The sequence below is a fragment of the Moritella sp. 36 genome (assembly GCF_018219415.1).
Classification (GTDB): Bacteria; Pseudomonadota; Gammaproteobacteria; order Enterobacterales; family Moritellaceae; genus Moritella.
Genome location: NZ_CP056120.1, coordinates 4,243,710 through 4,263,409 on the forward strand (window position 1 = coordinate 4,243,710; position 19,700 = coordinate 4,263,409).

The 19,700-nt window shown below is 40.4% G+C and carries 19 protein-coding genes; 4 read left to right on the forward strand and 15 right to left on the reverse strand.

Annotated features, from left to right (window positions below; translation table 11 throughout):
* Positions 1–115: 115 nt before the first annotated feature.
* Positions 116–1,123: an alpha/beta fold hydrolase gene (locus HWV03_RS18745; protein ID WP_255546919.1), complete on the forward strand. Its 1,008-nt coding sequence runs from the start codon at positions 116–118 to the stop codon at positions 1,121–1,123.
* A 243-nt stretch (positions 1,124–1,366) separates the two neighbouring features.
* Positions 1,367–2,203 (forward strand): patatin-like phospholipase family protein, encoded by an 837-nt coding sequence (locus HWV03_RS18750; RefSeq protein ID WP_211677317.1) that lies wholly within the window; start codon positions 1,367–1,369, stop codon positions 2,201–2,203.
* Between the two features lie 58 nt (positions 2,204–2,261).
* Here HWV03_RS18750 and HWV03_RS18755 read toward each other — a convergent pair whose 3' ends face one another.
* The 3 genes from HWV03_RS18755 to HWV03_RS18765 form a co-directional block, all read right to left on the reverse strand.
* Positions 2,262–2,525: a DUF5062 family protein gene (locus HWV03_RS18755; protein WP_045109117.1), complete on the reverse strand. Its 264-nt coding sequence runs from the start codon at positions 2,523–2,525 to the stop codon at positions 2,262–2,264.
* A 94-nt stretch (positions 2,526–2,619) separates the two neighbouring features.
* Positions 2,620–2,976 carry a hypothetical protein gene (locus HWV03_RS18760; RefSeq protein WP_244536255.1) on the reverse strand — a complete coding sequence of 119 codons (357 nt, stop codon included), beginning with the start codon at positions 2,974–2,976 and terminating at the stop codon, positions 2,620–2,622.
* A 178-nt stretch (positions 2,977–3,154) separates the two neighbouring features.
* The gene (locus HWV03_RS18765; protein ID WP_211677319.1) at positions 3,155–5,197 is read right to left on the reverse strand and encodes an NADPH-dependent 2,4-dienoyl-CoA reductase; all 2,043 of its coding nucleotides are present in this window, start codon (positions 5,195–5,197) and stop codon (positions 3,155–3,157) included.
* A gap of 166 nt (positions 5,198–5,363) precedes the next feature.
* Here HWV03_RS18765 and HWV03_RS18770 point away from each other — a divergent pair, with 166 nt between their 5' ends.
* Positions 5,364–6,422: an AraC family transcriptional regulator gene (locus HWV03_RS18770; protein ID WP_211677321.1), complete on the forward strand. Its 1,059-nt coding sequence runs from the start codon at positions 5,364–5,366 to the stop codon at positions 6,420–6,422.
* On the opposite strand, the gene HWV03_RS18775 is transcribed toward HWV03_RS18770, so the two are convergent.
* Positions 6,403–6,864, reverse strand: a complete 462-nt coding sequence (locus tag HWV03_RS18775) for a tRNA-uridine aminocarboxypropyltransferase (RefSeq protein ID WP_211677323.1) — start codon at positions 6,862–6,864, stop codon at positions 6,403–6,405. The two genes, HWV03_RS18770 and HWV03_RS18775, sit on opposite strands and share 20 nt — an antisense overlap.
* Before the next feature lie 304 nt (positions 6,865–7,168).
* Between HWV03_RS18775 and HWV03_RS18780 the strand changes: the two genes are divergently transcribed.
* The gene (locus HWV03_RS18780) at positions 7,169–7,630 is read left to right on the forward strand and encodes a GAF domain-containing protein (protein WP_211677325.1); all 462 of its coding nucleotides are present in this window, start codon (positions 7,169–7,171) and stop codon (positions 7,628–7,630) included.
* Between the two features lie 29 nt (positions 7,631–7,659).
* Here HWV03_RS18780 and HWV03_RS18785 read toward each other — a convergent pair whose 3' ends face one another.
* The 11 genes from HWV03_RS18785 to HWV03_RS18835 all read right to left on the reverse strand — a co-directional run bounded on the left by HWV03_RS18785 (position 7,660) and on the right by HWV03_RS18835 (position 19,699).
* Positions 7,660–8,244 carry a flavodoxin family protein gene (locus HWV03_RS18785; RefSeq protein WP_211677327.1) on the reverse strand — a complete coding sequence of 195 codons (585 nt, stop codon included), beginning with the start codon at positions 8,242–8,244 and terminating at the stop codon, positions 7,660–7,662.
* 254 nt (positions 8,245–8,498) lie between these two features.
* Entirely contained in the window at positions 8,499–9,971 is a 1,473-nt protein-coding gene (gene der / locus HWV03_RS18790) for a ribosome biogenesis GTPase Der (protein ID WP_211672962.1), read from the reverse strand.
* A gap of 111 nt (positions 9,972–10,082) precedes the next feature.
* Entirely contained in the window at positions 10,083–11,273 is a 1,191-nt protein-coding gene (bamB, locus tag HWV03_RS18795) for an outer membrane protein assembly factor BamB (RefSeq protein WP_211677329.1), read from the reverse strand.
* Positions 11,263–11,934, reverse strand: a complete 672-nt coding sequence (locus tag HWV03_RS18800; protein WP_211672964.1) for a YfgM family protein — start codon at positions 11,932–11,934, stop codon at positions 11,263–11,265. Before HWV03_RS18800 ends, bamB begins: the two co-directional genes overlap by 11 nt.
* A 40-nt stretch (positions 11,935–11,974) precedes the next feature.
* The gene (gene hisS / locus HWV03_RS18805) at positions 11,975–13,255 is read right to left on the reverse strand and encodes a histidine--tRNA ligase (protein WP_211672965.1); all 1,281 of its coding nucleotides are present in this window, start codon (positions 13,253–13,255) and stop codon (positions 11,975–11,977) included.
* 124 nt (positions 13,256–13,379) lie between these two features.
* Complete coding sequence (ispG, locus tag HWV03_RS18810) at positions 13,380–14,498, reverse strand: flavodoxin-dependent (E)-4-hydroxy-3-methylbut-2-enyl-diphosphate synthase (protein WP_211677331.1); 1,119 nt, start codon at positions 14,496–14,498, stop codon at positions 13,380–13,382.
* A gap of 16 nt (positions 14,499–14,514) precedes the next feature.
* On the reverse strand, positions 14,515–15,441 hold the full coding sequence (locus HWV03_RS18815) for a RodZ domain-containing protein (protein ID WP_211677333.1): 927 nt from the start codon (positions 15,439–15,441) through the stop codon (positions 14,515–14,517).
* Positions 15,431–16,201, reverse strand: coding sequence for a type IV pilus biogenesis/stability protein PilW (gene pilW / locus HWV03_RS18820; protein ID WP_211677335.1), 771 nt, complete (start codon positions 16,199–16,201; stop codon positions 15,431–15,433). The genes HWV03_RS18815 and pilW overlap by 11 nt, the downstream gene beginning before the upstream one ends.
* 25 nt (positions 16,202–16,226) lie before the next feature.
* A complete protein-coding gene (locus tag HWV03_RS18825; protein WP_211677337.1) occupies positions 16,227–17,342 on the reverse strand; it encodes a bifunctional tRNA (adenosine(37)-C2)-methyltransferase TrmG/ribosomal RNA large subunit methyltransferase RlmN in 1,116 nt (371 codons plus the stop codon).
* 368 nt (positions 17,343–17,710) lie between these two features.
* Positions 17,711–18,136: a nucleoside-diphosphate kinase gene (ndk, locus tag HWV03_RS18830; RefSeq protein ID WP_211677339.1), complete on the reverse strand. Its 426-nt coding sequence runs from the start codon at positions 18,134–18,136 to the stop codon at positions 17,711–17,713.
* 228 nt (positions 18,137–18,364) lie between these two features.
* Complete coding sequence (locus HWV03_RS18835) at positions 18,365–19,699, reverse strand: TIGR03503 family protein (RefSeq protein WP_211677341.1); 1,335 nt, start codon at positions 19,697–19,699, stop codon at positions 18,365–18,367.
* Between the last annotated feature and the right edge of the window lies 1 nt (position 19,700).

Below are 19,700 nucleotides of genomic sequence, written 5' to 3' on the forward strand. Positions count from 1 at the left end.
ACATAATGACACTAAGTCATCAAATTAGGCATTAGTTTAAAATAAACTCGTTTATGATTAATCACTTTGTTCATTTTTTTGCACAAGAAACCCAAATTTCAAGGATGAAACAGTAATGATGATAAAATTTAAACGACCTAAAATATTACCGCTAGCAGTGGCCTTAACCGTTACCGCAAGCCTTAGCTTAGCAGGCTGTTCCAGTATGCAGCAGGCTGTCGCCGCCAGCCCAAGTGTGAGTAACGTGTGGGGGCTAGGTGAAATGCCAATAGAAAATCTCAATGCCTTGTACACCAACGAACAGTCACAATGGATGGATGTAAATGGAATGCGTATCCATTACCGTGACGAAGGCAACCCGAATGGTCAGCCGATTGTATTAATACACGGTATTCTATCATCATTACATACATGGAAAGAATGGAATAAAGGCTTAGTGGATAAGTACCGGATCATCAGCCTTGATATGCCAGGATTTGGTTTAACTGGTGGTCCAGAAAATCCAGATGACTTTTCTGAAGCACTATTACATTCATCTTTTGAGCAATTTATTACCCAATTGAAACTTGATGATTTTATTCTGGTCGGTAATTCTCTCGGCGGTTATATTTCAGCTCATTATGCAGCTAACTACCCAGATAAAATTAAAAAGCTTATCCTAATCGATCCTGCAGGCGCGCCACAAGATCTGCCATTTATTTTAAGTTTTGCGAGTCTACCCGGTATCAATACATTGGCAGCAAATGTATTTCCTCCCTTCATTATCGCAATGGGAGTCAAGGACGTATACGGTAATAAAGACCTAATCACCAAAGAGAATATGGACCGTTATATTCATCTCTCTTTGCGTCCTGGAGCGAAACAAGCTTATGCCAATACGATTGCAATGCTAGATGAAAAAAATAGCCAAAAAGCGCCATTAGACTTCGCTACCATCACAGCTCCGACTTTATTAATGTGGGGTAACAAGGACATTTGGGTGCCACAAAAACTCAGCGAGCAATGGTTGCAAAACATACCGGGGTCCAGATTAATTACTTATCCAAACGCAGGTCATGTACCGATGGAAGAGATCCCACAACAAACGCTCAATGATGCACTAGCTTTCATTAATTCAAAATAATTCGATTATTCAATAATACGTGGTTATTAGCACTTTTTCATGGGTTATTAACCACGCAGCTCCTCATTATTAGTCTCGCCATTCTAGTTTTTGTCATCGTATCATCATCCTTGCTTAATTTAGCTGTCACAGTACTGCTCAATACTTATCAACGATACAAATATTTATCAAATAACACAGTACTACCAAATATTGGTATTTACTCTAGGCTTGTTAAAGCAAGCGCAATATATCGAGGTTGCTATGATAAAAACAGCACTTGTTGTAGAAGGTGGAGGTATGCGTAGCGTATTTACCGCAGGAGTCTTAGATACCTTTTTAGAACAAGGTTATGACCCCTTTGATCTGTTTATTGGTAGTTCAGCAGGGACGCTGAATCTCTCAGCGTATATTGCTGGACAAAAAAAATATTCAGTTAGACTCATTAATCATCTGGCTAAATCAACGACGTTTGTCAATTGGACCCGCTTTTTAAAAGGCGGAAATGCCATGGAGCTTAGAGAATTACATGATTTATTAGTATTGCATGATCCAATAGACCTAAACAAAGCGAAACGTCGACTAAACTCACGTCCATTTGTCATCACCAGTTGTGATAGATCAAAAGGTAAAGCAAGTTATCAAATAGCTGAACCCAGTCAATGGTTCCAACAAATCATCGCGTCATGCGCGCTACCTATCGTTTTTCGCCCCGGAGTAAAACTTGGGGATGACATCCACATTGATGGTGGCTTAGTAGATCCTATACCAGTAAAGAAAGCGGTCGACTTAGGTGCCAATAATATTATTGTGATCAGGACCAGAACCCGACGTTGGGTAGAAAAACTATCCGTTTTAGAACGCCTACTTACGTTCTGGGTTAGACACGATACAATACTCACCAAATTACTTGGTAATTACAGCAAAGAATACAACAGTACTTGCGAATTCATGCGCAATCCACCAGCAGGGATTAATATTATCGAAATAGCGCCTGATGAAGAACTGCAAACCCCCACGTTAACACGTCAAGTTAACACACTCGAAGGCGATTATAGTGCAGGTATTAAAGCCGCGACGTTATTCTTACAACGTCATTAGGCACCAATAAAAATGGGCTGAACACGTAATATAACGTATTCAGCCCAGCATCACCTAATTATTCGCTGGTAAGTAAAGGGTGGTCAGCCGGTAATTTTCGAGATATCCAAATGGCTAATTTATGTTTAATATTGAGAGTCGTTTCTTGATCTTTAGCCAGAGGCTGCATCAGTTTATCAAACACTAAGGCTTTATAGATATATTGCGCTTTAACGTCTTCTGGATCTGTCGTTGTAAATGTACTACCGCGTTGCTGTAGATACTGAGTACCTAATGCGATCGCAGCTTTAAATAATTTCTTTTCATTTTTCAGTTTTGCCATCATTCCCTCTTCACATCACAGACAGCTAATCTCGCTGAGTACACTCTGTTATAGCACGATTAAGAACAAATAAATGTGAAATTTCAATTATAAATCAGGTTTTAATTGACTGATATTTTTCAGAATCAATGACGTGATGTGCTTCCATCGCGTAAATATCATTATATTCATGTTCAATTAACAAACCAAAGTTAGCAGAAAGCAAACCGATATCCTGCAATGATAGGTCTTCGAGGGACCAGACGGGTGTTGCATAATCACAAATATAATAACCTTGTAATTGCGCACTCGGATTTTCAACTATCATGAGGCGCTCAATGGCATAACACTCATCAATACCTGCAACAGACAAGCAAACGTTATCGGCCATGAGTAAGACACTGAATGTCACCTTAGAATCTGGCAGTTCTAATAAATAACAGAGTTTTTTAGGCATTGTTACACTCATCATAAAAGTTAAATTCCATTTCAAAGAGTAGAACAAATTTTAACTATGGCACTCATATTTGGTTAATTCATTCTATTTTTTATCATTTATCATATATAACAGCCATTTTATCCTGCAAAAATAAAACTCAACGGATAGGAACCGCTGAATTTTGTATAAATATAAACCTTATTTATTCACTTTAAATTGTTGCAGCTAACTCAGAACCTTGCTTTATCGCACGCTTAGCATCTAACTCAGCAGCCACATCAGCGCCACCAATCAAGTGAACTTGCTGCTTAGCGGCTACTAACTGCGCTTCTAGCTCTCGTAATGGGTCTTGCCCAGCACATACAATAATATTATCAACATTCAATACCAGAGGTTCACCAGCAACCTGAATATGCAAACCTTGGTCATCAACTTTAACATACTCAACACTGTTCATCATGACCACCTTCTTACTCGCGAGGCCAGCTCTATGAACCCAACCAGAGGTCTTACCTAATCCAGCACCAACCTTGCTGGCTTTGCGTTGTAATAAATAAATGTCACGTGCCGCCGCCGATTTTTCAGCAGCCATTAAACCACCGCGATTTTGCATCGTTAAATCAACGCCCCATTCACGCATAAAGGTATCAATATCCTGACTGGCTGTTGGCGCTGTTGACTGGTGATCATGAGTAAGGTATTCCGCGACATCAAAACCAATACCACCAGCGCCAATAATGGCAACCTTACTCCCTACCGATTTTTTATCTCGTAACACATCAAGGTAAGACAATACTTTATTATGGCCAATACCCTCAATAGCCGGTGTACGTGGCGCAATGCCGGTCGCTAATACCACATCATCAAAACCGTTAGCGATAAGCTCATCCGCTGAAACACGCTTATTCAACATAATTTCTACGCCAAGCTTTGTCGCCATCGTAGTAAAGTAACGTAATGTCTCATAAAACTCTTCTTTACCAGGTACTTGCTTAGCAACATTAAACTGTCCACCCAGCTCAGACTTATCATCAAAAATAGTTACCTTGTGTCCACGCTGGGCAGCAACGGTTGCAAATGCTAAACCAGCAGGACCAGCACCGACCACTGCAATTCGCTTGCTCACTGGTGATTTCACATAATTTAATTCCGTTTCGCGACAAGCCCGCGGGTTAACCAAACAAGAGGTTAATTTCATACTAAAGGTATGATCTAAACATGCTTGATTACAGCCAATACAAGTATTGATCTCATCACTCTTACCTGCCGCGGCTTTATTCACAAACTCAGGATCGGCTAAGAATGGGCGCGCCATCGACACCATGTCTGCATGACCTTGCTCAAGCACTGACTCTGCGATTTCGGGGGTGTTAATGCGGTTTGTCGTAATCAAAGGGATTGATACTTCCCCTTTTAATTTTGCGGTCACTTTTGTAAATGCCGCTCTTGGTACTTTAGTCACGATCGTTGGTACACGAGCTTCATGCCAACCGATACCCGTATTAATGATGGTAGCCCCCGCTTTCTCAATGGCTTTTGCCAGCGCCACGACTTCTTGCCAAGAGCTGCCTTTTTCAATCAGATCCAACATAGACAAACGATAAATAATAATAAAATCGGTGCCGACCTTTTCGCGTACCTGCCTTACAATTTCAACGGGGAAACGGATACGGCTTTCGAAACTACCACCCCATTCATCGTCACGTTGATTGGTGTGTTCAACAATAAACTGGTTAATCAAATAACCTTCCGAACCCATGATCTCAACACCATCATAATTCGCAGATTGCGCAAGCCCGGCGCAGTTAACAAACGCAGCGACCTGTTGATATACTTCTTCCGTTGTTAGCGCACGTGGACGCGCAGGGTTAATTGGGGCTTGGATTGCTGATGGCGCGACAGGTTGCTTGCTATACGCATAACGACCAGCATGCAAAATCTGCATACAAATTTTACCACCCGCTTCATGCACCGCTGCGGTTACTTCTTTATGCGCTTCAGCTTCTTCAACGGTATCCATTTTAGAGCCGCCTTGAAACACGGATCCTTCAGGGTTAGGTCCAATACCGCCAGTCACAATCAAGCCTACACCACCCGCTGCACGTTCGGCAAAATAAGCCGCCATACGTGTAAAACCATTGCTGACTTCTTCAAGTCCGGTATGCATTGACCCCATTAATACGCGGTTTTTCAATTGGGTAAAACCCAGATCGAGTGGTGTTAATAAATTTGGATAATTATTTTGTGCTGACATGGTTCACCCCATTGCTTTGGCTATTTGGTTCAGAGTTTATTATTTTTATTTTGTTAAAAGTAGCGTTAAAGCACGACGGATACAATGCTCATGATATACAATTAACTATCTTTAGTTAGCAAAGGTTGATTTTTGACTAGCATGTGTGATTACGGATATGGATTCAATGACGGAAACAATAAATTCAAAAGTAAGCTTAGGGGATATTTCGGTTAACTTTTTGCAGCAAATGAGTCTAACCAGTAATAAGCTCAGTTACGATATCAGTCCTATTTTAGCCAAATACAATGTTTCCATCGCGCAACTCAGTGCCCATCATGGCCGCTTATCTATTCCAAAATATATGCGCATAGGTTTTGAGTTAATGCAACAAACTGGGCGCGAAGACCTGGGCTTACTGATGGGAGAAAATGTCTGCTTTCAACATTATGGTATGCTGGGATTTGCCTGTATGTCTGCCATTAATATTAGCACCATGGCACAAGTACTCGCCCAATATGAAAGTTTGTTAAGTCAAAATGTGCGAGGTCATTCAACGTTTATCACAACGCCAGAGCCGACACTCACCTTTTATTCGATTGCCCCGTATAACCCCTATAATTATTTTGTGGTGGATTCAGTCTTGGCAAGCTGGTTCACCTTACTGACCTCTCGAACCATGCACTTAAACCAGTCTGTTGATATTATCAAAGAGGTGCATATTGAATACCCAGAACCAAAGAACAGCGAACGCTATCACGCATTTTTTCAATGCGCAGTTATTTTTGACTCCACATTTAATGGCTTAGTATTGAATAGTCAGCATATCAAAACGCTATTACCCGATGCCTGTATGAGTAGTTATCTGCAAGCCCAGCAGTTATGTCAAAATGAACTACAACAGCTGCAACAAAATCAGGATTGGCAAACGAAGGTTATCGAAAAAGTCAGTCATAATCTGGTGGGTAACATGCCCGATATCAATCAAGTAGCGGCACTGCTTGGAACATCAGCCTGGACGTTAAGACGCCGCTTATACAAAGAAAATACTAACTATCAAGGTATCATGGATAAAACAAGAAAAGGTCTGGCATTGAGTTATGTCCGTGATACCCAGCTTTCCTTCAGTGAAATATCGTATTTATTGGGCTTTGCCACACCAGCTGCATTTTATAAAGCCTTTCGACGTTGGACAGAGAGTACACCAAAGAATTACCGACAAGCGTTTATAAACAAGCGCGAATAAATGCCTTAAACTCTAATACCAGCTGCTCGGCTTCGGTATTCCGTTGTTGCAGACGTAATAGCTCGATCACACACTCGACGGTACTTAGTCCACCTTCTAGTTGATTGGCACGTAAAACGAATTCTGACGCTTGCTTCGCATTCAAGGTTATCTTAGGTAAGTCTTGCAAATACTCGCTTTGACGATACATCTTACGTGCTTCTTGCCATGTACTATCCAGTAACACAAGACCATCAAAATCATGTATGTCATGCTTGTGTTCTGCATCTGGTGCAAGTATTGCCACCCGACCGGACTTGATCGCAGTTAACAATTGACTATCGGGTTCTTTACGACGCCAAGGCACAACACTTGTTTCATCGGGGAGAAACTGTTGAACTAATTTGCCGGTATTACTGCGGCGCGAAAACTCTCTCTCGTGGGTAACAAGGTATATATGCATGAATTTATAACTTCAATCGATGAAACAGGATAAATACTAAATAAGAGGTAAAGTAACCGCTATCATTATACTCTACAGTAGGTATCAACTAAGTTGTAAATATAACGAGGAGCTACTATGTTCGCATTTAGTAAACACATTATCAGTAAATTACGCTATATCTTATCACTCTTTTTTAGCCCTAACGAATCCGCTAAATCCAATATGATCTTTATGACAATATAATCATCAGCTAAGATACACATTATTATCATCGATAAGGTATGCTTTGCATTTTCATCTTATCCATTCATAAAGGGAACACATGTCTAAAATCCAACTTTATCAACGTTTAGCCCAACAAGCTGACGCTTTAATGGCTGAAGAAACAAACTTAATTGCCAACTTAGCTAACCTAAGTGCGTTATTATTCATGGAGCTGGAAGATATTAATTGGGCGGGTTTTTATCTTTACGAAAATGACGAGTTAGTATTGGGTCCTTTCCAAGGTCTACCTGCTTGTATTCGAATTCCGGTTGGTCGAGGTGTTTGCGGTACGGCTGCAAGTACATTACAGACACAATTAGTCACGGATGTGCATGACTTCCCAGGCCATATAGCCTGCGATGCAGCAAGTAACTCAGAAATCGTGGTGCCGATTGTTATTAACGATAAATTGATCGGTGTGCTGGATATAGACAGTCCAAGCATTGGTCGTTTTGATAATGATGACTTAATGGGGGCTGAACTACTTGTTAACCAACTCGTTAAGCGTTTAACAGCCTAAAACGACAATTATTCACCGCCGATAATTAATTATAACGATAAGGCCTGTAATTCATAAGCACAGGTCTTTGTGATGATCGCTATACGACGCCCTAAGTATTTGGCGGTATCCAGATCACTGCGGTGAACTTCCCCTTCAGGATTATGCCCAACAACACCTAACTGACATCCGAGACGATTTAGCCCCACGCTATTATAACCACCCGCAATATCGAGTCCAATCCATAACATGCCATGCTGACTGGCTAATGTCGCCATATATTGAACCGTGTTTGCCTGATCACCGTTAAGGCAACTACCAACGGTAAAGCCACCAGCAAATTTATTACGCCATTGTTGGCTATCCCAACGCTCACTTGTCGCATCTGAAAATGCTTTAAACTGACCTGCAACACCACCCATATAAGTTGGCGATCCAAATATAATGGCATCGGCATTATCAAGCAGACACATCAATTCATCATTATCAAAACGGCCTTCGAACATGTCCCAAGCTTGTATCTGACATTCAATGACTTTAACATCCTCAACGGTGTTAATGCCTGAGATAACTTCTCGAGCCAGGGCCTGAGTTGAACCTGACGCCGAAAAATACACGACTGCAACTATGGTCAAACAAAACCTCTCACGCTATCCATATTCATTAACCTATATCCCTATTTACACCTAGCACTACTAATAGTGTAGTGCGGCACTGAATATCTGCAGCTTAAATACAGGTATTCAGTTAATCACAAATAGTATCAGTCTTTGCGCTAAGGTATACAGTTAAACACCGCAAATATGATTTAAATATTCCTGTCACTGATTTTCAAGCATAAAAAAAGGCCTGTAAAAACAGACCTTTCTATCAATAAAAACTTACACTATTATTTTTTACTCTTATAGTGCGACATCATACGGCGACGTTTTTTCTGTTGCGATAATGATAAGCTATTTTTCTTATCAGCAAACGGATTGTCACTGTCACGGAATTCAACCTTAATCGGTGTACCCATGATTTTTAATGAACGACGGAAGTAGTTGATCAAATAACGGCGATATGAATTCGCTAATTTTGTTACTTGATTACCATGCACAACAATCAATGGTGGATTATAGCCACCCGCGTGCGCATAACGTAGCTTAACACGACGACCAGCATGCATTGGCGGCTGATGATCATCCACAGCCATACGTATAATACGCGTTAACATAGACGTTGATACACGCTTAGTTGATGAGTCGAATGCTTCTGTAATCGATTCAAATAAGTGACCAACACCAGTACCGTGTAATGCAGAGATAAAGTGAATACGTGCAAAGTCAATAAAGCCTAAACGACGATCCAGTTCAGATTTAATACGATCTTTCACGTCAGTATCTAGACCATCCCACTTATTCACTGCAATCACAATTGAGCGACCAGAGTTAATTGCAAAGCCTAACAAGGTTAAATCTTGTGCTGTTACACCAACGCGTGCATCAAATACCATTAATACAACATTAGCATCATCAATTGCTTGTAATGCTTTAACAATCGAGAACTTCTCAACCGCTTCATTGATATTTTTACGACGACGTACACCTGCTGTATCGATAAGCATGTAGTTACGACCATCACGCTCCATCGGTATGTAAATACTGTCACGAGTGGTACCCGGCATATCATAAACAACAACGCGCTCTTCACCTAAGATACGGTTAACTAACGTTGATTTACCAACGTTAGGACAACCAATCATCGCTAATTTAATCGGTAAACTCGCATAATCTTCGTCGCGTTCCTCACCTTCCTCTTCTTCTGGTAATAACTCACCATTTACAAAAGGGTCTGCGTCAGAGAATTCTTCCTCATCTTCAAGGTCAGCAACTTCAACATGTGCTAATGCTTCTTCAATAAGAATATTAGTACCACGACCTTGCGATGCTGCAATTTGGTAAATATCACCAAGTGCAAGCGCATAGAATTCAGCAACAGCAACATCGCCATCGAGGCCATCTACTTTGTTGGCAACAAGAAATACTTTTTTCTCTTGTTTACGTAAATGTTCAGCAATTGCTTGGTCAGAAACCGTTAAGCCTGCACGTGCATCTACTAAAAATAATACGGCATCAGCTTCTTCAATCGCCAGTAGCGACTGATCAGCCATTTTTGCATCAATCCCTTCTTCATCGCCATTAATACCGCCGGTATCAACTACAATGAACTCACGACCAGCTAAGTTAGCTTGTCCATATTTACGGTCACGAGTTAACCCTGGGAAATCGGCAACAAGTGCGTCCCGGGTACGAGTTAAGCGGTTGAACAATGTTGATTTACCAACATTAGGGCGTCCAACCAATGCAATTACAGGGGTCATATATAACCTCAGCCTCAATACGGCTCTAGTAAAATGAAAGTCACTTATTTAAAAGGACAAAATGCGCCTCTCGGCGCAATAAATTATTTTGATGGTATTCTATCTAGGGATTTAAATTGGTTTCTTTACAGCAACCAATTTACCACTGCGGCTTTGAACATAGAGGTATTTTTCTGAGTTCAATGCTTTAGAAAATAGTCCATCACTATCAATTAATTGTTGTGCAACCAACTTACCGGTTTTACGATCTAGCCAGTGTAAATAGCCTTCTTTATCACCGACAACAATATTGTTACCCGAGACAACTGGTGCAGTTACACCGCGTAGTGCTAAGCGATTCTGTGACCATAAAGTAAGGCCATTACGACGGTCAATTGCATGAATACGACCTTCCGTATCAGTTAAAAATAGCTCGAAGCCCGCCACAGTAAGATCTTTTACCGACGCGTAAGCACGTTTCCAAAGCACCTTACCAGAACGCAATTCAATGGCCATTAACTCACCATTAAAAGCAGATGTATAAACATCAGTACCACGCGCTACCGCTTGGCCATTTACATCAACTAGACGGTCAATGTCATTCGCGCCTTTTGGCTTGGCAACGTTCACTTCCCAGATCAATCGACCATTAGCAAGGAATACTGCCGCTAGTTTACCATCACTGCGACCATAAATCGCTGCTCCATTAGTGGTGATTGGCGAATTATTACCACGTAAAGTCAAAGCTGGTAATTCTGAGCTTTGGATCCAACGCTGTTCACCCGTCTGAACGTCAAAACCAACCAAGCTACCACTACCCGTTTGGATAATAACAAGGCCTTCATCAACGACAGGACTCGCGATCACTTCACCATCAGTTTCAACTTGCCAGATCACTTCACCGGTTTTGTCGTTTAACGCAAATAATACTGCATTTTCACTACCAACAAATACCATGCCATAACCAGCAGCTATACCACCCGACAGTAACGCATTATCACTGTCATCAAAACGGTTAAATACCGCTTGTTCAGATAAGTCTTGAGTCCAAATTTCATCACCTGAAATCGGGTCCAACGCTTTCACTAAACCGTCACGACTTGCGGCAAAAAGCTGACCATTTACAAGTAAGGTTCGCGTCTGAGAGTAATACTCGCCAACACCCGAGCCAATGCTCTTGCGCCATTCAATTTCTGGCGTAAATTCAGCTTGAATGACAGGTAGTGGTGAATACACTTCCTCATCATCACTAAATAAAGAACAACCTTGTAAAAAAACCGAAAGAACCGCAGCTGTTGTAAGTGTTCTCAGCTTATTGGTCATTCAGCTCTCCTGCGATAGCAGCATCAAGATCGTCTGCAACGTCTGTAATAGCAAGGTCATCAAGTTTTAATTGTAACAACTGAGTATTCGCACCGACACCCGCTAATGCTGCTTTATAAGCACTACGAGCCGCGTCTAAATCGCCTTGCTGTACGTAGATATCACCTTTTACTTCTGCTTTCTTACTCGCAAATGTATCAAGTGTCACTTTATCCAGTGTCGCCAGTGCAACATCAAAGTTTTGTAGCTGCGCTTGAACTCGTGCTAGACGAATATTAGCAATCGGTAAGATACTTGCTTGATTGCTGTTTGTCGCTACCCAGCTAAGTTGCTTTTCAGCTTCCGTAAAATCTTGTTTTTTCACTGCTTCAGCGGCAAGTTGCAATGCTGTTAATGTTGCGTAAGCATTACCGCTGTTCGCATCAATAAACGTCTGAGTTGTCGCCTTTGCTGCAAGTCCATTTTCAGATAATTCAGTCACAACAGTATCATAAGCAGCCGAGAGTTCTTCTTGTGCTGTTAACTGGCTATCGTTGTAATAACGAAAGCCAACTAAGCCAGCTAGGCCAAGTACAGTCCCAAAAATAACCGCATTACCATGAGATTTCCACCATGATTTCAGCGCTTCAACTTGTTGTTCTTCAGTAGCGTAACCTTCCACGTCTCACCCTTAATTTTAAAACACAACTAAACAGTATTGATTACTTGTTTAGTAGCGTTGTTAATTGGTTTACTAATTCAGTGACTGCGATAGTTTTCTGCTCTGTTTTACCAGTCAGATCTTTCACAGTTACTTGTTTATTTTCGATTTCGTCGCCACCCAGAATAAGTGCTACTTTAGCGCCATTTTGATCAGCTCGTTTAAGTTGTTTCTTAAAGTTACCGCCGCCGTTATGCATCATACATTTCACATTCGGCATTTGGTCACGTAACTGTTCTGCTAATAACATACCATGGATATCAGCGCCTTCGCCTAATGCCGCAATATAAACATCAACGGCGCCTGCGATATCAGCTGTTAACTCTAAGGTTTCTAATAATAATACTAAACGTTCGATACCCAGTGCAAAACCAACTGCTGGCGTTGCTTTGCCACCCAATTGTTCAACTAAGCCATCATAACGACCACCACCACAAACTGTACCTTGAGCGCCTAAGCTTTCTGTTACCCACTCAAATACAGTGTAGTTATAATAATCAAGGCCACGAACCAAACGGTCATTAACTTGATAGTTAACGCCTGCGCTATCTAACATCTTACATAGACCATCGAAATGCGCTTTAGTTTCTTCGCCGTAGTAATCAGCTAGGCTTGGTGCATCTGTAAGCAGTGCTTGAACATTTTGATTTTTGCTGTCTAGTACTCGTAATGGGTTAGTATACATACGACGTTGGCTTTCTTCATCAAGCTGGTCTTTAAAACCTTCTAAGAAGCTAATTAATGCGTCTTTATGTGCACTACGTTCTTCAGACGAACCCAGCGAGTTCAGCTGTAATGTCACATGTTGCTCAATACCAAGTAGTTTCCACAGACGCGCCGTTAATAAAATAACTTCTGCATCAGTATCCGCACCTTTAAGACCAAAAATTTCAACACCGAATTGGTGGAATTGACGGTAACGACCTTTTTGAGGACGCTCGTGACGGAACATAGGACCTATGTACCACATACGACGCTCTTGGTTATACAACAAACCATTTTGAATACCAGCACGCACTGTTGACGCTGTGCCTTCAGGGCGTAGTGTTAGGCTGTCACCGTTACGGTCATCAAACGTGTACATTTCTTTTTCAACAACGTCTGTTACTTCGCCGATCGCACGCTTGAATAAATTCGTAGATTCAACGATTGGCATACGAATTTCAGAGTAGCCATAGGCTGCAACAGTATCACGTAATACTGATTCTACTTTTTGCCATACCGGCGTTTGTTCTGGTAAGCAATCATTCATGCCACGAATTGCTTGGATAGGTTTAGCCACGGTCACTCTCGAAAATTATAAAAGACATATAACCCCAGATTATAAGGAGTTTCTACGTCGAGGTAAAATATTCAAAGGTGTTAGTCGGATATTTATCCTAATTTCAACACCTTTTACGGTAAAATTACGCTTTAACGTCAGTTACGATGATATTTTCAGGGTCCATCATCGCAGCTTTTGCACGAATTTTAGCCTCTAACTGATCAATCATGTCGTTATTATCAAAACGTTCTTTCTGACGTTTGCCATCAAGATAGTAACCGCTCTTATTACTGCCACCCGTCACACCAATTTGTACAGCTTCCGCTTCGCCTGGTCCATTGACCACACAACCGATGATAGACACGTCCATTGGGATAATAATATCTTCTAAACGCTCTTCTAATGCATTCACGGTACTGATTACATCAAACTCTTGGCGAGAACAGGTCGGGCAAGCAATAAAGTTAATACCACGACTACGAATACGTAATGATTTTAGAATATCAAAACCAACGCGAATTTCTTCAACTGGATCGGCCGCCAAGGAAATACGTAACGTATCACCGATACCCTCAGCCAGTAACATACCAAGACCAACCGATGATTTAACCGCACCACTTCTGAAACCACCCGCTTCAGTAATACCTAAATGCAGAGGTTGTTCGATCAATTTCGCTAACTGACGGTAAGATTCGACCGCCAGAAATACATCCGATGCTTTAACACTGACTTTAAATTGATCGAAGTTCAAACGCTGCAGAATATCAACATGGCGCATTGCCGATTCAACTAATGCTGCTGGTGTTGGTTCACCGTATTTCTCTTGAATTTCACGTTCTAATGAACCACCGTTAACACCAATACGAATTGGAATATTCATATCTTTGGCACAATCAACCACAGAACGGATACGACTTTCGTTACCGATATTACCAGGGTTAATGCGCAAGCAATCAACGCCGTACTCAGCCACTTTAAGGGCGATACGGTAATCGAAGTGAATATCGGCAACCAATGGCACGTCTACTTGCTGTTTAATCAGTTTAAATGCTTCTGCCGCATCCATTGTTGGTACGGAAACACGCACAATGTCAGCACCAACGGCTTCTAATGCTTTAATCTGAGCAACGGTTGCAGCCACATCCGTCGTCAAGGTATTTGTCATTGACTGTACTGCAATCGGTGCATTGCCACCAACAGGTACCTTACCAACCATGATTTGTTTCGATTGGCGGCGAATAATTGGACTTTCCTGATGCATATTTATAACTCGTTAATTAAGCTTCAAAAGGTAATTTAAATTTAGCAAGTCGACCTTGTCTAAAGGTTGATAAATCAACTGGCTCACCAGCATAACTCATTGTTACTTGCTCTGGTGCACCTAGTTTAATTGATAATGGTGCTAAACCTTGTAATTGGATTGTCTGACCAGCTTTTCTCACACCTGTCGAAAGCGTTTTGCCGTTACTGTCTTTAATTTGAACCCAGCAATCGCCCACAAACGAGAGAAGTAATGACTGAGGTGCAATTACTTTATTATCAATAATATTGGTGACAGATGATGTAGTCACTGCAGGTTGTTCAGCGACAACAGCGGGTGCTGATTTTTCGACCACGTCGACAGTGGGCTCAGTAACGTCTTGTGCTGGTGCAACAAGTGAAGGCGCTTCGTCCTCAATAACGGTTACAGCACCAACGACTTCAGGTGATTCAACTAATTCGAGGGCTTCTATTGCTACAGGATCAGATACGACTATATCAGCCTTATCACTGCCTAATCCCCAAATTAAGAATATGACAAGCATAAAACCAACGATGCCGTAACTGACGAGCATTAGGCGGTTATCAGATGCTTCGAGTTTTGTTCGGCGCGAGAAGCTTTGTAGCTCGGCTTGTTGTTCACATTCTGCATTATGGCAATCATAAGCGCGAAGCACATCATCTTCGGGAATATTTAAATAGCGGGCATAACAACGAATATAACCACGTATAAAGGTTTGTGAAATATCTTTATTAGCAGCATTTTTTTCAATGTTGTTAATAACAGATAATTTTAAGTTAATATTATCACTGACTTGCTGCACGCTAACACCTAATGTAATACGCGCATCCCGTAATATCTGCCCAGCAGTTATTACGTCGATATTATCTTGCAATTCAGCTGATGTATCTGCATTTTTTGAGGCTTCTAAATCAATAGTCATTTTTAATATATTTTTGTGTTTGTGTCGCTAACGGAAATTGGGCTAATAATTGGCGACTGTATACTTCAGCTGTAGCCAAATCATTCTGTTTTTCTGCAATATTAAAACCCAACCAAAGACTGCGTGCGGTTACCTTCGTTACTGACTCATATTTCGTTAATTGTTGCTTGGCCACCGCATAACTAGCCAGCATATAGTGTAATTCAGTAACTGATAACCGTACCTCTAAATTTTGTGGTGCATGTGCAAGAGATGATTGTAAGTAGGTTAATGCCAGCTGTTTATCGCCATTTTCAAGTGCACATTGCCCCGCATTTTCATAACTATTCGCAATTTTATTATAATCAGGAGCCGCGATTGCAGTTAAAAATTCGCTCTCTGCTTCATCAAAACGCGCTATTTCACATAGGAAAACACCAAAATTATTATGAATATTACCATTGTCAGGTGCAAGGTTGATGGCATATAAATAGGCTTCTTCGGCTTGTTTATACTCTTTTACCTTCTGATAGTAATACGCATAAGCTAAATAAATATCCGCATTGTCTGATTCATAATTAACGGCTTTATCAAGATTAATTTTCGCCTGTTGATAGTTTTCAATTTCAACATACTTTAAGGCTAAGGCTAGACGGCTTCGGGCCGCTGCAGTCTTATCAACCGAATTATCACTCAAACCAGCACTGGTTTCAATGTAACTTTGTGTGCTACATCCAGCCAGTGCGACTATCATCAACCCTACTACAGCGAAACGTTTCATGCCTAAATCCATCTAGTCAAAAGTATCAGTCACTCATCTTGACTGAAATCGCGTCACCTTGCATCCGTTTTTTTAATGTTCTTTTCGTTCTGTCGATTACATCACCAGCCAATTGGCCACAAGCAGCATCAATATCGTCACCGCGGGTTTTACGAATTGTTACTGTATTTTCGTATTCCATCAGCACTTTATTAAAACGATCGATACGACTATTACTTGGTTTACCATAATCACTGCCTGGGAACGGATTAAATGGGATCAAGTTAATTTTACACGGCGTATCTTTTAATAACTGCGCTAATTCATGAGCTTGATCAGTTGAATCATTCACGTGATCAAGTAATACATACTCAATCGTTACTTTTTTACGATTTGCATTTGATTTGCCAATATAGTTTTTAACGGATGCTAGTAACGTTTCAATATTGTATTTTTTATTAATAGGGACAAGTTCATCACGTAATGCATCATTTGGCGCATGTAATGAAATAGCTAATGCAACATCAATTGAATCTGCTAATTTATCTAAAGCAGGTACAACTCCAGAAGTAGATACGGTTACACGACGTTTTGATAAACCAAAACCGTAATCGTCTAGCATCAAGTTTAATGCGGGTATCAAGTTTGTCATGTTAAGCAGTGGTTCACCCATCCCCATCATTACGACATTGGTGATTGCACGTTTCTTGTTATTAAAGCCGATAACTTGTGTTGCACGCCATACTTGACCAATGATTTCTGATACTCGCAGGTTACGGTTAAAGCCTTGTTGTGCCGTCGAGCAGAATGTACATTCTAGTGCGCAACCAACTTGTGAGGATACACAAAGTGTTGCACGATCGCCGTCAGGAATATAAACCGTTTCATATTCCTGACCATCAACTTTTAATGCCCATTTAATTGTGCCATCATCACTACGTTGTTCTTGACTAATTTCAGGCGCTTCAATAACAGTTTCACGTAATAATTTTTCACGTAACTTTTTATTCAAGTTGGTCATTTCATTAATGTCATCACAGCCTTCATGATAGATCCATTTCATTACTTGATCGGCACGGAATGGTTTTTCGCCAATGTCAGAAAAATATTGGCGCATCGCTTTGCGATCTAAGTCTAATAGATTAATTTTTTTATTACTCATGAAGTGAGCCTCTGTCATTTATTTTATTCGGTTTGAAACAATTTAAGACTCAATTTTAAACAATATTTTAAGAATAGTTGGATAAAAAAGACGATGCTAAAATTGAGGTTTCAGGGCGCGGGATTGTACAAAGTTTAACGCCTAGACGCTAGCGCATTAGCCGAATTAAACAAAATAATTTATGAGTCGTTATTTTCAATAACCAATATTAAGCTGAGATAACAATAGCTAAGACTGAATATCCGCGATAAAAAGGAAATGATATAATATGAAAGGAGGTTGTAACAGGTGGGTAAAATCATAAAACCGGGCAGCAAATTAATCACGCATCACTACGCAACGACTTTACAGCCCGTGACACTAATTCATTAGCGTGTGCATACTTCATTTTCAGTAAAGAAGTAGGCAATTTCACGTGCAGCTGATTCTTCACTATCAGAACCATGTACCGCATTAAAACGCATGCTCTCAGCATAGTCACAACGTAACGTGCCCGCAGCTGCATTTTCCGGATTCGTCGTACCCATTAATTCACGGTAGAAAGTGATCGCATTTTCACCTTCTAATACTTGCACCATGATAGGACCAGACGTCATAAAGTCCATTAAAGGTTCGAAGAATACTTTTCCTTTGTGCTCTGCATAAAAACCTTCCGCTTGCTCACGGGTAAGGTGAAGCATTTTTGCCGCAACAACGCTTAAACCACAAGCTTCAATACGAGAATAAATAGCACCAATTAAATTTTTTCTTACTGCATCAGGCTTAACAATAGAAAAAGTGCGTTGAATTGCCATAATTTTTAACCTTAATTTGAGAAGTTTACTATCTTAGTTTGACTATCTAAGTTGAACAGTTCATCGATAAGATAACCTTTCAAAATAAAGGCTACCTTATTAACATTGACTTTAATTGCATTACAATTTTTAAACAAGTGTTAATCGTGAAAGAACAATGAAATACTGCGTTATGCGAACCTTATCTTCCGTAAATCTGATACATCATCTAATTGATTACATATCAAACTATTTATCGAGTGAATTAAGGTCCAAATCAGTCATCATATTCGTCCCATCATTTGAACTTAGCGGTTCTGGTGTGCTGATATCTGCATCCATTTTATTAGATATGACCTTTTCAAATTTACGTTTTTGCCAAAATTTAATGCTAAACAATATCGCGACAGCTAAAATGAGTAAGGTTAGCAAACTACCTACCACCCACAATAATAAATTCCATTGATTTTCTGATACTTCTAAACCATCAGCAATCTCATCGGTAGCACTCGCCTGAGATGCTGCTATCGGAATTAACGCACTATCAATGATAATAGGTTTAGGGATAACAAATGCTTCCGATGGCATATTGATAGTAATTTCTCGTCCCGCTTTCGTTGTTGCAAACAAAACCAATTCAATATTATAACCACCGATATGAGTCGGTCGTTCAAACGTATAAACCTGTTCACTCATATTGGCTTCGCCATAAATAATAAAATCATCACGAGGCCCACCATTAACCGATGCTAAACTGCCTTTTATCACAATACTTTCGGGCTGTAACTCTTCAACATCAAAGGTAAGTTTTAATTGTGGATCACTATCGACGAGCAAAGGCAACATTTGGGTTTTTATTGGCCGAGGGAAAATAACCACGTCTTGATTAAAACTACGAGTAAAAGCATTATTTTTTACCGCGACTTCAAACTTATACTTACCGGTGGCTAAATCAAGTTGTAAAAAAGTAGTGAAAATACCATCTTCAGGCACTTCATCGTAAAACACCCCTTTATCGTTAAACTTGGCCAGTTCTTGAGAGGTAAAATTAAAGTTTTCGTCTTCTGTTCGGTTATAACCATAGGCAGTCATAATCAGTTCAGTATCACGTAAATATGTTGCATTAAGGCGCTTTTTCAAGTGGTGTAGTTCACCGCTCACTTTTATACGTTCTCCACTATAAAGCTGAATAGGTAAACGAGTAACTTGCAGTTGTACATCTGACAATAATTGAATACGGTTATCACCTTGGATCTTACCGAGTGCTTGCCAAGGCCCCGGCATTGGATTTTCAATGGTTATAATGTCATGTTCTTTACCTTCAATCCAATGAACACGCTCAGACTTATCCCAAATATAAACCTTACTACCGTCGGGACGAACCAAAATAACCGCTTTAGAAAAACGTTCACGCGCAATAATAAACGTTATTTTCTTAATACCATAATCAACACGAAAGCGGTTATCCAATAACGCGATATCACTTGTCTGATAAACATTAGTTTGATAAACACTTTTAGCTGAAGTAAAAGTACTGATGCTAACAGCACCAATAAATGCCAATAGCAACCAAATATTACGCATT

Excerpts from the sequence above, each read along its gene's own strand:
- HWV03_RS18765 (WP_211677319.1), bottom strand. The coding sequence starts at position 5,197 with ATGTCAGCACAAAATAATTATCCAAATTTATTAACACCACTCGATCTG.
- HWV03_RS18750 (WP_211677317.1), top strand. The coding sequence starts at position 1,367 with ATGATAAAAACAGCACTTGTTGTAGAAGGTGGAGGTATGCGTAGCGTA.
- bamB (WP_211677329.1), bottom strand. The coding sequence starts at position 11,273 with ATGACCAATAAGCTGAGAACACTTACAACAGCTGCGGTTCTTTCGGTT.
- HWV03_RS18835 (WP_211677341.1), bottom strand. The coding sequence starts at position 19,699 with ATGCGTAATATTTGGTTGCTATTGGCATTTATTGGTGCTGTTAGCATC.
- ndk (WP_211677339.1), bottom strand. The coding sequence starts at position 18,136 with ATGGCAATTCAACGCACTTTTTCTATTGTTAAGCCTGATGCAGTAAGA.
- der (WP_211672962.1), bottom strand. The coding sequence starts at position 9,971 with ATGACCCCTGTAATTGCATTGGTTGGACGCCCTAATGTTGGTAAATCA.
- pilW (WP_211677335.1), bottom strand. The coding sequence starts at position 16,201 with ATGAAACGTTTCGCTGTAGTAGGGTTGATGATAGTCGCACTGGCTGGA.
- HWV03_RS18755 (WP_045109117.1), bottom strand. The coding sequence starts at position 2,525 with ATGGCAAAACTGAAAAATGAAAAGAAATTATTTAAAGCTGCGATCGCA.
- HWV03_RS18780 (WP_211677325.1), top strand. The coding sequence starts at position 7,169 with ATGTCTAAAATCCAACTTTATCAACGTTTAGCCCAACAAGCTGACGCT.
- HWV03_RS18760 (WP_244536255.1), bottom strand. The coding sequence starts at position 2,976 with ATGATGAGTGTAACAATGCCTAAAAAACTCTGTTATTTATTAGAACTG.
- HWV03_RS18775 (WP_211677323.1), bottom strand. The coding sequence starts at position 6,864 with ATGCATATATACCTTGTTACCCACGAGAGAGAGTTTTCGCGCCGCAGT.
- ispG (WP_211677331.1), bottom strand. The coding sequence starts at position 14,498 with ATGCATCAGGAAAGTCCAATTATTCGCCGCCAATCGAAACAAATCATG.
- HWV03_RS18745 (WP_255546919.1), top strand. The coding sequence starts at position 116 with ATGATGATAAAATTTAAACGACCTAAAATATTACCGCTAGCAGTGGCC.
- HWV03_RS18770 (WP_211677321.1), top strand. The coding sequence starts at position 5,364 with ATGACGGAAACAATAAATTCAAAAGTAAGCTTAGGGGATATTTCGGTT.
- HWV03_RS18825 (WP_211677337.1), bottom strand. The coding sequence starts at position 17,342 with ATGAGTAATAAAAAAATTAATCTATTAGACTTAGATCGCAAAGCGATG.
- HWV03_RS18815 (WP_211677333.1), bottom strand. The coding sequence starts at position 15,441 with ATGACTATTGATTTAGAAGCCTCAAAAAATGCAGATACATCAGCTGAA.